This window comes from Bacillus sp. MSP13, from assembly GCF_000815295.1.
Lineage (GTDB): Bacteria > Bacillota > Bacilli > Bacillales > Bacillaceae > Bacillus > Bacillus vallismortis.
This window is the reverse complement of sequence record NZ_JXAQ01000013.1, coordinates 218,317-232,446: the sequence shown is the minus strand read 5'-3', so window position 1 is coordinate 232,446 and position 14,130 is coordinate 218,317. Positions and strand designations below refer to the sequence as shown.

Genomic DNA, 14,130 nt, shown 5'->3' with positions numbered 1-14,130 from the left:
ACAATGAATGACATTCAGGCACAAGCGCTTAAAGGACGGGCAAGCAGGTATCTATATAAATATTCGTAAAATGAGCATATAATGAATATAAAATTTCATTCCTTAGGAGGATTTCGCCGAAGATGAACGCTAAACGAGCCATCCCAGTAAGAGAAAGAAATATCGTCCTGATCGGGTTCATGGGTGTAGGAAAAACGACAATCGGCCAATTGGTCGCTAAAAAATTATATAGAGATTTTATCGATATAGACCAAGAGATTGAAAAAGATTTCAATATGTCGATCCCTGAGATATTTGAGAAAAAGGGCGAAGATTTTTTTCGGAAAACGGAGAAGGAATATATTTTAGACATTTGCCATCATAAACGATTCAAAATCGTCTCTCTGGGCGGCGGGTCTTTTAAACAAGAGGAAATCAGAACGTGCTGTCTGGAAAACTGTCTCGTGCTTCATCTAGACCTGTCATGGGAGAACTGGAAGCAGCGCGCGGACTTATTGATCGAGAACCGCCCTGTGCTGCACAACCGTTCAATGGATGACATGGAACAGCTGTTTAACGAAAGAAAAGCCATTTACGACAAACACAATTCAAAAGTCGCAACAGACAACCTTTCTCCTGAAGAGGTCGCCGATTATATTGCGGAGACATTGAAAATCGGCTGGGATCTTTATCAGCCAATGTAAAGCCGTGCTTTCGCACGGCTTTTTATCATTTTATACCTTGAATCAAAATCGCTTTTAAGCAAAAGGAGTCGGGCTGTCCGTTTTGATTCAATTTGATACAGAACGTGTCACGTGCTTCGTCTGATGCCTGATGTAAATGGCTGATAATCTGTTTTTCTCGATCGGCAGGGGTTCCGCCCCGTTTAATCCAGCTTTCGTATTGAATCGGCAAATTCCACTTTTGGACTTCTTGATAGCCCAGCTGATGAGCGGTGAACATTGACTGCCATTCTGTTAATGAGCTTTCCCGTACATGGGAAGGGTCTCGGAGCCGGTTCAGGTGATTGACAAACTCATCAAGAACGAGGTCTTCAGGCGCGTAATGATCGACCAAGAGGAAACGTCCGTCCTTTTTCAACACACGTGCGACTTCGCTGACGGCTTTGCGGACATCTGAAAAGTGGTGGGCCGCGTATCGACAGGTGATGATATCAAATGATTCGTCCGGGAAGGGGAGCGATTCTGCCGTTCCTTGCTGAAAGCGTACGTTTTCAGCTCCTTTTTCCTGCGCAAAGGAGGACGCAACCTCTACCATTTCTATCGTCGCATCAATGCCGACGCATTCCTGTACATACGGGGAAAAGGCCAGCGCCGTATGGCCGGCACCCGCTCCGATATCCAGCACCCGATCATCAGCCCGGCATTCCGCCGTTTTCATCATCAGCCCCAAATCTTCCCCCTCGGCAAATACCTTCTCATCCCGATACATCTCGGCGTTTTTCGAAAACGGTGTTTCATTTGTCATCTAAAACCAGCCCCTTCTTTTATAAATGATGATATGGATTATGTTAGCAATTTCTGTTATGATTCGTCCAAGATATAAAAATGATAGAAACGATAGGTTTAACCTATGGAGGCTGGAATGGATATTAAAGTGATGGAATACGCAGCCGAAATTGCTCGGCGCCAAAGTTTTACAAAGGCGGCGGAGCATCTTCATATCGCCCAGCCATCTCTCAGCCAGCAAATCAAAAAGCTTGAGGCTGAGCTTGGGCTTGCCCTTTTCCACAGATCCCACGGCGCTGTTACCCTGACACCCCACGGCCGGCGTTTCATTGAAAAAGCCGAGGACATCATTCGTTCCAGAGATGACTTGCTCCGGGAGATGGAGGAGCGGTCGCAGGGGCTCGGGCACAAGCTTTCCATTGGGATTCCCGCTGTCACGGGGAGATATCTTTTTCCGCCCCTGCTGAGGAAATTTTTGGCGCGCTATCCTCATGTAGAGGTTCAGCTTGTTGAAAAAGACCCTGCTTCATTAGAGGAAATGACGGCAAAGGGAGAGGTTGACCTTTCTGTTTTGTCCTTGCCGATCGAGGATGAACGGCTCTCCATTACACCTTTGCTTACGGAACCGATTGTTCTCGCGGTGCCGAAGGAAAAACAAAGGTGGATGCCGCCGGAAATGACCGCGTTGATTGAGAAAGCGCTGGAAGGAGAGGCGAACCGGGAGCTGTGTGTGCCCCTTGAAATGGTCAGGGATGTGCCGTTTATTCTGTTAAAAGAGGGCTTCGGATTTCGCAGGACCGTTCTCGATCTCTGTGCGGAAAGCGGCTTTAAACCGAATGCCGCCTTTAAGACGAGCCATATTGAAACCGCGCAATCTCTTGTGGCCAACGGCTTAGGTGTGACAATGGCGCCGAATTTGGTCAGAAGGGATAAGGACCCGGGTGTGATCTATTTATCCATCCAATCCGCGCCATCCCGAACCCTTGTCTTTGTATATTTAAAGAGCCGATATGTCAGTCTGACGGCTCAGGCTTTTATGGAAATGAGCCGGAAAAGTTTTAAACAAACGTTTGATGAAGAGTGTTTGGGAAACAAGAATGAAAATATGTAGAAAACGTGGTACTATAGGAATACAAACTAAATCTAACAAAACAAAGGGGAATAATCGGAAATGCAACTATTCGATATGCCGCTCGACCAATTGCAAACGTATAAGCCTGAAAAAACAGCGCCGAACGATTTTTCTGAGTTTTGGAAATCGTCTCTGGATGAGCTTGCAAAAGTCCAAGCAGCACCTGATTTACAGCCGGTTGATTATCCTGCTGATGGAGTCAAGGTCTACCGCCTTACGTATAAAAGTTTCGGAAACGCCCGCATTGCCGGATGGTACGCGGTGCCTGACAAGGAAGGACCGCATCCGGCGATTGTCAAATATCACGGCTATAACGCAAGCTACGATGGTGAAATTCATGAAATGGTAAACTGGGCGCTCCACGGATACGCCGCATTCGGCATGCTTGTCCGCGGGCAGCAGGGCAGCGAAGACACAAGCATTTCTCCGCATGGCCACGCTTTAGGTTGGATGACGAAAGGAATCCTTGATAAAGATACATACTATTACCGTGGCGTTTATTTGGACGCCGTTCGCGCGCTTGAAGTCATCAGCCGTTTTGAGGAAGTCGACGAAACCAGAATCGGTGTGACAGGCGGAAGCCAAGGCGGCGGCTTAACGATTGCCGCGGCAGCTCTGTCAGACATTCCGAAAGCCGCGGCTGCCGATTATCCTTATTTAAGCAACTTTGAACGGGCCATTGATGTGGCGCTTGAACAGCCGTACCTTGAAATCAATTCCTTCTTTAGAAGAAATGGCAGCCCGAAGACAGAGGAACAGGTAATGCAGACACTTTCATATTTTGATATTATGAATCTTGCTGATCGAGTGAAGGTGCCTGTCCTGATGTCGATCGGACTGATTGACAAGGTCACGCCGCCGTCCACCGTGTTTGCAGCGTACAATCACTTGGAGACAGAGAAAGAGCTGAAGGTGTATCGCTACTTCGGGCATGAGTATATCCCCGCCTTTCAAACGGAAAAACTAGCTTTCTTTAAGCAGCATTTGAAAGGCTGATAAACGTGAAAAGCCGCCGCACCTCATCGGGCGGTTTTTTTCTGCAAACTGTCGGAATGAAACCAGACTGGAGACGAATAGATATGAAACAAAGGATCATTGATGAATTAAAACGAATCGAACAGTCATACGGCGTCAAAATCGTATATGCCGTTGAATCAGGAAGCCGGGCCTGGGGATTCCCATCCCAGGACAGTGACTACGATGTCCGCTTTATTTATGTTTCCAAAAAGGAATGGTATTTTTCAATTGAGCAGGAGCGGGATGTCATTGAGGAACCGATTCACGATTTGCTGGATATCAGTGGCTGGGAGCTGAGAAAGACGCTGCGCCTCTTCAAAAAATCAAACCCGCCGCTCCTTGAATGGCTGTCCTCAGACATTGTGTATTACGAAGCATTTACAACCGCAGAGCAGCTCAGAAAGCTGCGGACGGAGGCGTTTAAACCCGAAGCAAGCGTGTATCACTATATCAATATGGCGAGAAGGAACGTCAAGGATTACCTTCAAGGGCAAGAGGTCAAAATCAAAAAGTATTTCTACGTGCTTCGGCCTATCTTGGCTTGCAAATGGATTGAAAAGCACGGAACCATTCCGCCAATGGATTTTACTGTGTTGATGAATGAACTTGTTACTGATTCTGAGCTGAAGGCGGAAATGGAAACCTTGCTTGAACGGAAAAGAAGAGGCGAAGAGCTGGATCTTGAAGCGCGAATCCATGTCATTCACCAATTCATCGAAACGGAAATCGAAAGAATCATGGAAGCGGCAAAAACGATGAAAGCAGAACAGAAGGATATGACGCCTGAACTGAATCGTTTGCTTTTGAATACGGTTGAAGAAGTGTGGAAGGATGGAGGAAGCTGATATTTTTTGTCGCTTCCTTTTCCCCTTTATTCGACACGATTCCCCGACTTTCTAACTATCTGATTGTGAGAAAACCACAAAAATAATCAGAATCTTTGTATTTTGAGAATATTGTGAACGACGGTTTTGTCCATTTACAATAAACTCATACAAATACTTCTTAGATTGCGGGGTGTTGAGGTTGGAAGTGATCACAAGAGATTTTTTCTTATTTTTATCCAAAAGCGGCTTTCTCAATAAAATGGCGAAGAACTGGGGAAGCCGGGTAGCAGCGGGTAAAATTATCGGAGGGAATGATTTTAACAGTTCAATCCCGACCATTCGACAGCTAAACAGCCAAGGCTTGTCAGTTACTGTCGATCATTTAGGAGAATTTGTGAACAACGCCGAGGTCGCGCGGGAGCGTACGGAAGAGTGCATTCAAACCATTGCGACGATTGCGGATCAACAGCTAAACTCACACGTTTCTTTAAAAATGACGTCTTTAGGTCTCGATATAGATATGGATCTGGTCTATGAAAATATGACGAAAATCCTGCAGACGGCCGAAAAGCATAAAATCATGGTCACCATTGATATGGAAGATGAGGTCAGATGCCAGAAAACACTTGATGTCTTCAAGGATTTCAGAAAGAAATACGAGTATGTGAGCACAGTGCTGCAAGCCTATCTGTACCGAACGGAAAGTGACATTGACGATTTGGATTCTTTACACCCGTTCCTTCGCCTTGTAAAAGGAGCTTATAAAGAATCGGAAAAAGTAGCTTTCCCGGAGAAAAGCGATGTCGATGAAAATTACAAAAAAATCATCCGGAAGCAGCTCTTAAACGGTCACTATACAGCGATTGCCACGCATGACGACAAAATGATCGATTATACAAAGCAGCTTGCCAAAGACAATGGCATCGCCAATGACCAGTTTGAATTTCAGATGCTGTACGGCATGCGGTCGCAAACCCAGCTCAACCTCGTAAAAGAAGGTTATAACATGAGAGTCTACCTGCCATACGGCGAAGATTGGTACGGCTACTTTATGAGACGCTTAGCAGAACGTCCGTCAAACATTGCATTTGCTTTTAAAGGAATGACAAAGAAGTAAAAAGGAGAGATTATCATGACAACACCTTACAAACACGAACCATTCACAAATTTCCAAGATCAAAACAACGTGGAAGCGTTTAAAAAAGCGCTTGCGACAGTAAGCGAATATTTAGGAAAGGACTATCCGCTTGTCATTAACGGCGAGAGAGTCGAAACAGAAGCGAAAATCGTGTCGATCAACCCAGCTGATAAAGAAGAAGTCGTCGGCAGAGTGTCAAAAGCTTCTCAAGAGCACGCAGAGCAAGCCATTGAAGCTGCTGCGAAAGCATTCGAAGAGTGGAGATACACGTCTCCGGAAGAAAGAGCGGCTGTCCTGTTCCGCGCTGCTGCCAAAGTCCGCAGAAGAAAACATGAATTCTCCGCTTTGCTTGTCAAAGAAGCAGGGAAGCCATGGAACGAGGCGGATGCTGATACGGCTGAAGCGATCGACTTCATGGAATATTATGCGCGCCAAATGATCGAACTGGCAAAAGGCAAACCGGTCAACAGCCGTGAAGGCGAGAAGAACCAATATGTATACACGCCGACTGGTGTAACAGTTGTCATTCCGCCTTGGAACTTCTTGTTTGCGATCATGGCGGGAACAACAGTGGCGCCGATCGTTACTGGAAATACCGTTGTTCTTAAACCTGCGAGCGCTACGCCTGTCATTGCTGCGAAATTCGTTGAGGTGCTTGAAGAGTCTGGATTGCCGAAAGGCGTAGTCAACTTCGTTCCTGGCAGCGGGGCGGAAGTTGGTGATTACCTTGTTGACCATCCGAAAACAAGCCTGATCACTTTTACGGGATCAAGAGAAGTTGGCACGAGAATTTTCGAACGTGCGTCTAAAGTCCAGCCGGGCCAGCAGCACTTAAAACGTGTGATTGCTGAAATGGGCGGAAAAGATACAGTTGTCGTTTGTGAAGATGCAGATGTGGAACTTGCCGCACAATCGATCTTCCAGTCAGCGTTCGGCTTTGCGGGACAAAAATGTTCTGCAGGTTCACGTGCAGTTGTCCATGAAAAAGTGTATGATCAATTATTGAAGCGTGTCATTGAGATTACGGAATCAAAAGTTACGGCAAAACCTGACAGCGCGGATGTTTATATGGGACCTGTTATTGACCAAGGTTCTTATGATAAAATTATGAGCTATATTGAGATTGGAAAACAGGAAGGGCGTTTAGTAAGCGGCGGCACTGGTGACGATTCAAAAGGATACTTCATCAAACCGACGATCTTCGCCGACCTTGATCCGAAAGCAAGACTCATGCAGGAAGAAATTTTCGGGCCTGTCGTTGCATTTTCTAAAGTGTCAAACTTTGACGAAGCTTTAGAAGTGGCAAACAATACTGAATACGGTTTGACAGGCGCGGTTATTACAAACAACCGCAAGTACATCGAGCGTGCGAAACAGGAATTCCATGTCGGAAACCTGTACTTCAACCGCAACTGTACGGGCGCTATCGTCGGCTACCATCCGTTTGGCGGCTTCAAAATGTCCGGAACGGATTCAAAAGCAGGCGGTCCGGATTACTTGGCACTGCACATGCAGGCTAAAACAATCAGTGAAATGTTCTAAAGCGGGACTAAATGGGCATCCTCCCTGCGGGGATGTCCATTTCATCCATATACCATAAAAAAGAGGAGGAAGTGCCATAGAAAACACACAGCTGATTATTTCGATTTGTATTTATATGGCGGGGATGATGCTGATCGGCTACTTCGCTTACAAGCGCACGTCGAATCTGACGGATTACATGCTTGGAGGACGCTCTTTAGGTCCGGCCGTAACCGCTCTCAGTGCGGGCGCTGCCGATATGAGCGGCTGGCTGCTGATGGGGCTCCCGGGTGCCATGTTCTCAACAGGTCTGAGCGGGATTTGGATTGTGTTCGGACTTTGCCTCGGAGCATGGGCGAACTGGCTCTATGTTGCGCCGCGGCTGAGAACCTATACTGAACAAGCGGGGAACTCCATCACAATTCCCGGGTTTCTTGAGAATCGCTTCGGAGACCATTCGAAGCTGCTGAGACTGTTTTCAGGGATTGTGATTTTAGTCTTCTTCACATTTTATGTTTCGTCCGGAATGGTATCCGGCGGCGTTTTATTCAACAGTATTTTGGGAATGGATTATCATACAGGCTTATGGGTTGTAACTGGTGTTGTTGTGGTTTATACCTTATTTGGCGGCTTTTTGGCAGTCAGCTGGACGGATTTTGTTCAGGGGATCATTATGTTTGCCGCACTCATCCTTGTTCCAATCGTTACGTTTTTCCACACGGGGGGAGCAAGTGAAACAGTTACTGAAATCCGGTCTGTTGATCCAGATATGTTTGATATTTTTAAAGGAACAAGCGTCCTTGGCATTATTTCTTTGTTTGCCTGGGGTTTGGGATACTTTGGACAGCCGCATATCATTGTGCGTTTTATGGCGATAACGTCTGTCAAAGAGATCAAAAGAGCGCGCAGGATCGGAATGGGATGGATGATGCTGTCTGCAGTCGGCGCTGTGCTGACCGGTTTGGGCGGACTCGCTTATTACCATCAGAATGGCATGACACTGAAGGACCCAGAGACCATTTTTATTCAATTAGGGAATATCTTGTTCCATCCGATTATCACAGGCTTTCTCATTTCAGCGATTTTGGCCGCGATTATGAGTACAATTTCTTCCCAGCTGCTTGTGACATCAAGCTCTCTGGTCGAAGATTTGTATAAGTCGATGTTCAGGCGCTCGGCTTCTGATAAAGAGCTGGTGTTTTTGGGCCGTTTGGCTGTGCTTGTGATTTCTGTCATCGCGTTATTCCTTGCTTGGGAGAAAAATAATACGATCCTTGGATTGGTAAGCTACGCATGGGCGGGCTTCGGTGCATCATTCGGGCCGGTTGTGCTGCTCAGTCTGTTTTGGAAACGAATGACCAAATGGGGGGCACTCGCCGGCATGATTGTGGGAGCAGCAACTGTAATCATTTGGGCGAATGCCGGTCTTTCGGACTTTCTGTATGAAATCATACCTGGTTTTGCTGCGAGTCTATTATCTGTCTATATCGTCAGTATATTGACGCGGGCTCCGTCACAAGCTGTTGCAGACCAGTTTAAAGACTACCAAGATACAATGTCACAATGAAGATTGAAAGGAGGAGGAAGGGGCTGTCCCTTTTTCCTCTTTTCTCCTTTTAAACGGCCGTTTTTTTCTTTTGGAAACGAACGTATTTTTTTCTATACAAATAGACCCGGTATGGATATGATTAAAGTAAAAAAAAGTATAGGAGAAAAAGGTATGGAAGAGCTTTTAGAGAGAGTTTTTTCATTTTCAGATGTTGATAAGCTGATTGACTTTATCAGTTATGAACTGCAAAAACCAGTCATACTGGAAAGTGCGGATTTCTTTTTGTTAGCCTATAATTCTTACTATATTAACCATTTTGACTCTGCTAATCAGCAGACTATTTTTTCGAAAAAATGTCCGGTTCAGATTTTTGAGAGGTTTCTAAAGGATGGAGTCATTGAAAAACTGAAAACAGAACCTGAGCCTTTTCGCGTCAATAAAATTGAAAGCATTGGGTTAAACCAGAGAGTGGTCGTAAGCGCAAAGCACAAAGGGGACGTCATGGGCTACATCTGGGTTCAGGAGCTGGACGAAAATCTGACGGAAGAAGAACTCGATTTTTTGTATGAGACCTCTTTCCATGTCGGGAAAATCATTTATAAAACCAATAAGCTGAAACAGGAGAAGGAAGAAAAAGCAGAAGATCTGATCAAACGGGCGATCTATGAGCAATTCACCTCTGAGAAGGAACTCAGACGGGAAGCTGAAAGAATCAACACCGTGCTGCCTTCCATGTTTTCAGTTGTCATCCTGCACGCCGCGAATGGGGATGGGGAAGCGGTTGAGGATTTAAAGGAAAATATCAGGTCGTACTTAAATTTAAGGGATAAAGTCAGTCATGTCTTAACGATCGATTCAAATATTGTCATCGTCGTAGCGAGTTTTTTCCAAAAAAGCTCCGTCTCCTCGGCAGCTTCTGAATTTATTAACAAGCTGTTAACACATTTTCACTTTCAAAAAATTCCCACCCCTATTTATATCGGTATCGGAAACGAATATGATCACCTTTTAAAACTTGGCAAGAGCTACACAGAAGCGCTTGAAGTAATAAAAGCAGCGGAGATCACCGGCAATCAAGAAAATATTCCATATGAATATGCAAAACTCGGCATTTACCGTTATTTAGAGAGCATTGAACAGAAAAATCAATTTTTAGAATACGAGAATAAGGATTTGGCTTTATTAAAAGCAAAAGACCAAGAAAGCAGCACCGAGCTGCTGAAAACGCTGGAAATCTATCTCCTCAACAACTGCAAAACCAAACCAGCAGCAGAACAGCTGTTTATTCACCAAAATACATTGAATTACCGCATCAAACAAATTACTGAAATGACGTCGATTAATTTAAGCGATTTTAGGACACGATGCCAGCTTTATCTTGATTTGATGCTGATGAAAAAGAAATAAAAAAGAAACCAGTACATGTACTGGTTTCGTCTTCACTTAAAATCCTCTGTAAACATAAGGATCATCAGGCTTTTTAATGGTGTTCCAGTCGGTCACTTTCACGACAGGGAGAGTTGACTTGAATGGCTGATAATATTCTGAGGCCAGCGTGCCTTTAATATGAATCCATTCATCATCCTTGATGTTCATGTCCTTCGGAAACTCCACAAGCATCCCATACACGCCGGAATCAGCGATACAGTGAATGATGCCAAACCTCAACACGAACTGCTGGTTTTTGTTAATCGCATTTCCTTTATACGCAAATCCATGAAATTCAATCGTCCGTCCGAGAAATTCACCCGGGTAGTTATAAATGGTTTCCATTCCTTTTAGGAAATCATCATCAGTCAGAGAAATCTCTTTTTTGCCGGAATACTTATCAAACAGCTGTTTCATCTGTTTGTCATAGCTGTCTTGCGCGTAATAAAGGCTGGCATCAGGTCGCAAATACTGTGTTTGTGAATAATGGTCTCCGCTCTCCATCGCTTTAAACGAGAACCCTTTTGTTTTGACAATGGATGAGTCAAGCGTCGCAATCGGGAAGAAAATGCCTGACACCAAAGGAAAAAGAAAAACAACATAAATCAAATAACGCTGATAAAACGGCTTGTTTTGTTCATGGTCATGCTCGTGATCGTGGCCGCACCCGCAATCATGATCATGTTGATGTCCGCCTTTATCAGGTGATTTGATAAATACATATGCTTGAACGGCTGTCAGAATGGCCAACAGGAAGATCGCAATAAAGGAAAGATAGGAATATTTCATATTGATATATTTTGTAAGATTCCCTGAGGCATGCAGATGATAAAAGAAAAACGTAAATCCCATCAGCACCAATAGACGAAACATCCAATCACCCCTTTACCAGTAGTGATCCCGCTAAGACGAGCACGACAATGTACGTAATCAGCAGGAAAACAAATCGTTTTTTGAACGCCGCAAGCATCATCAATAGATTTTTAATATCCACCATCGCCCCAAATACGAGAAAGGCGATGAGCGATCCTAATGAAAATGTGCTGCTGAAGGAAGACGCGATGAACGCATCGACTTCTGAACAGAGCGACAAGACAAACGCCAGCCCCATCATCACAAGGGAAGAAGATACATCATTTTGCCCGATCGCAAGCAGAGTGGATGTTTTGACATACGTCTGCATAGCGGCTGCGATAAAGGCGCCGATGATTAAATATTTCCCCACGGAGAAAAATTCATCAATGGCATGCCGCAAGGTCCCTCCCAGCTTTTGTAGCAGGGTGTGGTGATGATGGTGGTGATGCCCGGGTTCCTCAGGCTTTAAAAGCTGGTTATCCTTAAATTGATAGGATAAGATGATCCCAATGATCAACGAAACGGCAAGCGCCAGTCCGCCTCGATAAAAGACAACGCTCCATCTATTCCCGAACGCAATAAAAGTAGAAAATAAGACGATAGGATTGATGATAGGCGCGGTCAGCATGAAAGCAACGCCCGCATGCAGAGGAACCCCCTTTAACAGCAGCCGCCTCGTTATTGGGATAATGCCGCATTCACAGGCGGGAAATAAAACGCCGGCCAGCGCGCCGAATAGAACGGCGAGAAAGCGGTTCTTTGGCATGATTCTTGCAATCATTTCTTCAGAAACAAACATTTGAATGATTCCGGAAAGGATGACGCCGATCAGAATAAACGGAATGGCTTCTATTAAAATGCTGATAAAAATAGAATTCAGCTGAAGAAAAGATGATTGTGCTGTCACAATAAAACCTCCGCTCATGTTAAGCTGCCTTTTATCATATCAGAAAAAAGGCACTGCTTGTTTGACGGAGGAGGAGGAAAAATTGTTTCACTTTGTTTAGGATTTTAAAAATTCGAATATGATTCTATCTGTTTCAGCAGCGTCTTTCCCGAGCCAAATCAGGTGCCCCCATGAGTGAAGCAAACAGAGAACAGCGCCAGGAATGTGTTTTTTAGCATGATGGGCATGTGACTTGTCGATAAAACCATCATAAACACTTTGCATAATCAATACGGGGCATGAGATGGCCTGCAGCTCCTTTGAAGAGATAGCGGCGGTTTGTGACAAGTCTAGCAGAAAGCCGTCACCGGAGCGCTGCCGGCTGTTCATTTTCCGAAATGCTTCAATGTCTTTTTCATCCATCATGGTCTTGATTCTCTGAAACGACAGCGTGCTGAATTGCGGGCTCATGGCTTTGAACATCAAACGCGGGAAGGCGTTATTCAGAGAAGAAATCAGCTTCCATATCCACTTTTCCACCGGCGGGCGAAAGAGGATTTTCCCCATTTTATATTCAGCGTCTTTTGGGGTGAGCCATTCTTTGGTCACCGCGGATTGCAGGGTCAGAGTGATTGCTCTTTCAGGATAATGTGAAGCAAAGCTTATGCCGCTCGGGCCTCCTGCTGAGATGGCCATCACATGCACACTGTCAATTTGCAGATGATCTAATAGCTTTACATAGAAACGGCAGGCCTCAGCAAGACTTTTTCCGATCTCTTTTGACGTCTGTCCGTAACCGGGCCTTGAAGGCGTGATGATGGAATACCCCTGTTCAATCAATCCTGTGTACCCGAACTCCTCGTAACAATTTGAATGTCCGCCATGCATGACAAGAATGGGGGTTCCCTTGCCCGCAACGGAATATTCAAGCGTATGTCCTTCAATAGTGATCGTTTCGACTCGTCTTTTCATCTGTTTCTCCCATTTGTTTTCTGCCTATTATAGGGCTTTCAACCATTTACTACAAGGAGGGAAAATGAATAAACACAAGTCATGAAATATGATATACTTTGTATTGATATTCATTCTCAATTAAAGTGTTTTGATATAGGTGAACGGGAGGCAGGACGGATGGCTGAGAATCAAGAGGTATATGACGTTACGGTGATAGGCGGGGGACCGATCGGGCTGTTTACGGCTTTTTACTGCGGGATGCGGGAGCTGAAAACGAAAGTGATCGAATTTTTGCCGCGGCTCGGAGGCAAAGTGTCTTTATTCTTTCCTGAGAAAATTATTCGCGATATCGGCGGAATACCGGAAATTGCGGGAAAGCAGCTGATCAAGCAGCTGAAGGAGCAGGCGGCGACGTTTGATCCCGACATCGTGCTGAATCAGCGTGTGACCGGATTTGAACGCCTGGAAGACGGCACCATTGTGTTGACGGGTTCTGAAGGAGAAAAGCATTATACACGTACCGTGATTTTAGCTGTCGGCATGGGAACGCTTGAGGTCAATGAGTTTGACAGTGAGGATGCGACCCGGTACGCGGGCAAAAATCTTCATTATGGAGTGGAGAAGCTTGATGCCTTTAAAGGCAAGCGGGTCGTCATATCAGGCGGCGGTGATACTGCAGTCGATTGGGCCAATGAGCTTGAGCCGATTGCGGCGTCTGTGACTGTCGTTCACCGGCGCGAGGAATTCGGCGGAATGGAAAGCAGCGTGACGAAAATGAAGCAATCATCGGTGCGGGTGCTCACGCCTTATCGTCTGGAGCAGCTACGCGGCGATGAGGAGCGCATCCAAAGCGTGACTGTTTGTCATACTGTGTCTGGCCAGAGGGAAGACATAGAGGTTGACGAGCTGATCATTAATCATGGTTTTAAAATTGATCTCGGACCGATGAAGGAGTGGGGGCTGGAGATTGAAGAAGACAGGGTAAAAGCGGACACACATATGCGGACGAACCTTCCGGGCGTGTTTGTGGCGGGTGACGCGGCTTTTTATGAAAGCAAGCTGAAATTGATTGCAGGCGGTTTTGCAGAAGGCCCTACAGCGGTCAACAGCGCGAAGGCTTATTTGGACCCTAAGGCTGAGAATATGGCGATGTATTCAACCCATCACAAAAAATTGGTGCATAAATAAAACAGCCCTTGAGAAAAGGGCTGCTCAGATTGATGACTTTGTCATCTTTTCAGCGTGATTGAAAACCCTTGAAGTCTAGGAAGGATGAGCATTGGAGCACAGCGAATGCAGCAATTCGTGAGCACCAACGCGCAGGACTGACAACGAATGCGAGGGTTTGTCGACACGCTGAACAGCCCTTTAAGAA

Annotated in this window: 13 protein-coding genes; 9 read left to right on the top strand and 4 right to left on the bottom strand. The window is 45.5% G+C overall.

Annotated elements, in window-relative coordinates; all coding sequences use genetic code 11:
- Window positions 1-122 precede the first annotated feature (122 nt).
- A complete protein-coding gene (locus SC79_RS16055) occupies window positions 123-683 on the top strand; it encodes a shikimate kinase (protein ID WP_039075908.1) in 561 nt (186 codons plus the stop codon).
- Between the two features lie 25 nt (window positions 684-708).
- On the opposite strand, the gene SC79_RS16050 is transcribed toward SC79_RS16055, so the two are convergent.
- Window positions 709-1,467: a class I SAM-dependent methyltransferase gene (locus SC79_RS16050; RefSeq protein WP_039075907.1), complete on the bottom strand. Its 759-nt coding sequence runs from the start codon at window positions 1,465-1,467 to the stop codon at window positions 709-711.
- 117 nt (window positions 1,468-1,584) lie between these two features.
- On the opposite strand from SC79_RS16050, the gene SC79_RS16045 reads away from it, so the two are divergent.
- The 7 genes from SC79_RS16045 (at window position 1,585) to putR (ending at window position 10,039) form a co-directional block, all read left to right on the top strand.
- A complete protein-coding gene (locus SC79_RS16045) occupies window positions 1,585-2,559 on the top strand; it encodes a LysR family transcriptional regulator (RefSeq protein ID WP_039075906.1) in 975 nt (324 codons plus the stop codon).
- 60 nt (window positions 2,560-2,619) lie between these two features.
- Entirely contained in the window at window positions 2,620-3,576 is a 957-nt protein-coding gene (gene cah / locus SC79_RS16040; RefSeq protein WP_039075905.1) for a cephalosporin C deacetylase, read from the top strand.
- Between the two features lie 83 nt (window positions 3,577-3,659).
- Window positions 3,660-4,442, top strand: a complete 783-nt coding sequence (locus SC79_RS16035; protein WP_039075904.1) for a nucleotidyltransferase domain-containing protein — start codon at window positions 3,660-3,662, stop codon at window positions 4,440-4,442.
- A gap of 187 nt (window positions 4,443-4,629) precedes the next feature.
- Window positions 4,630-5,541 (top strand): proline dehydrogenase PutB, encoded by a 912-nt coding sequence (putB, locus tag SC79_RS16030; protein ID WP_082022797.1) that lies wholly within the window; start codon window positions 4,630-4,632, stop codon window positions 5,539-5,541.
- 15 nt (window positions 5,542-5,556) lie between these two features.
- A complete protein-coding gene (gene pruA / locus SC79_RS16025; RefSeq protein ID WP_039075902.1) occupies window positions 5,557-7,104 on the top strand; it encodes an L-glutamate gamma-semialdehyde dehydrogenase in 1,548 nt (515 codons plus the stop codon).
- A gap of 91 nt (window positions 7,105-7,195) precedes the next feature.
- On the top strand, window positions 7,196-8,650 hold the full coding sequence (gene putP, locus SC79_RS16020) for a sodium/proline symporter PutP (protein ID WP_082022769.1): 1,455 nt from the start codon (window positions 7,196-7,198) through the stop codon (window positions 8,648-8,650).
- Between the two features lie 153 nt (window positions 8,651-8,803).
- Window positions 8,804-10,039 (top strand): proline utilization transcriptional regulator PutR, encoded by a 1,236-nt coding sequence (putR, locus tag SC79_RS16015; protein ID WP_039075901.1) that lies wholly within the window; start codon window positions 8,804-8,806, stop codon window positions 10,037-10,039.
- Between the two features lie 36 nt (window positions 10,040-10,075).
- Here the strand turns inward: putR and SC79_RS16010 are convergent, their stop codons facing one another.
- The 3 genes from SC79_RS16010 to SC79_RS16000 all read right to left on the bottom strand — a co-directional run bounded on the left by SC79_RS16010 (window position 10,076) and on the right by SC79_RS16000 (window position 12,773).
- On the bottom strand, window positions 10,076-10,933 hold the full coding sequence (locus SC79_RS16010; protein WP_039075900.1) for a TIGR03943 family putative permease subunit: 858 nt from the start codon (window positions 10,931-10,933) through the stop codon (window positions 10,076-10,078).
- Window positions 10,934-10,937: 4 nt separating this feature from the next.
- Window positions 10,938-11,822, bottom strand: a complete 885-nt coding sequence (locus tag SC79_RS16005; protein ID WP_082022795.1) for a permease — start codon at window positions 11,820-11,822, stop codon at window positions 10,938-10,940.
- 96 nt (window positions 11,823-11,918) lie between these two features.
- A complete protein-coding gene (locus SC79_RS16000; RefSeq protein ID WP_039075899.1) occupies window positions 11,919-12,773 on the bottom strand; it encodes an alpha/beta fold hydrolase in 855 nt (284 codons plus the stop codon).
- A 159-nt stretch (window positions 12,774-12,932) separates the two neighbouring features.
- Here SC79_RS16000 and ffoR point away from each other — a divergent pair, with 159 nt between their 5' ends.
- On the top strand, window positions 12,933-13,943 hold the full coding sequence (gene ffoR / locus SC79_RS15995) for a ferredoxin--NADP(+) reductase (protein ID WP_039075898.1): 1,011 nt from the start codon (window positions 12,933-12,935) through the stop codon (window positions 13,941-13,943).
- Window positions 13,944-14,130 lie beyond the last annotated feature (187 nt).

Excerpts from the sequence above, each read along its gene's own strand:
- SC79_RS16055 (WP_039075908.1), top strand. The coding sequence starts at position 123 with ATGAACGCTAAACGAGCCATCCCAGTAAGAGAAAGAAATATCGTCCTG.
- SC79_RS16050 (WP_039075907.1), bottom strand. The coding sequence starts at position 1,467 with ATGACAAATGAAACACCGTTTTCGAAAAACGCCGAGATGTATCGGGAT.
- SC79_RS16045 (WP_039075906.1), top strand. The coding sequence starts at position 1,585 with ATGGATATTAAAGTGATGGAATACGCAGCCGAAATTGCTCGGCGCCAA.
- cah (WP_039075905.1), top strand. The coding sequence starts at position 2,620 with ATGCAACTATTCGATATGCCGCTCGACCAATTGCAAACGTATAAGCCT.
- SC79_RS16035 (WP_039075904.1), top strand. The coding sequence starts at position 3,660 with ATGAAACAAAGGATCATTGATGAATTAAAACGAATCGAACAGTCATAC.
- pruA (WP_039075902.1), top strand. The coding sequence starts at position 5,557 with ATGACAACACCTTACAAACACGAACCATTCACAAATTTCCAAGATCAA.
- putR (WP_039075901.1), top strand. The coding sequence starts at position 8,804 with ATGGAAGAGCTTTTAGAGAGAGTTTTTTCATTTTCAGATGTTGATAAG.
- SC79_RS16010 (WP_039075900.1), bottom strand. The coding sequence starts at position 10,933 with ATGTTTCGTCTATTGGTGCTGATGGGATTTACGTTTTTCTTTTATCAT.
- SC79_RS16000 (WP_039075899.1), bottom strand. The coding sequence starts at position 12,773 with ATGAAAAGACGAGTCGAAACGATCACTATTGAAGGACATACGCTTGAA.
- ffoR (WP_039075898.1), top strand. The coding sequence starts at position 12,933 with ATGGCTGAGAATCAAGAGGTATATGACGTTACGGTGATAGGCGGGGGA.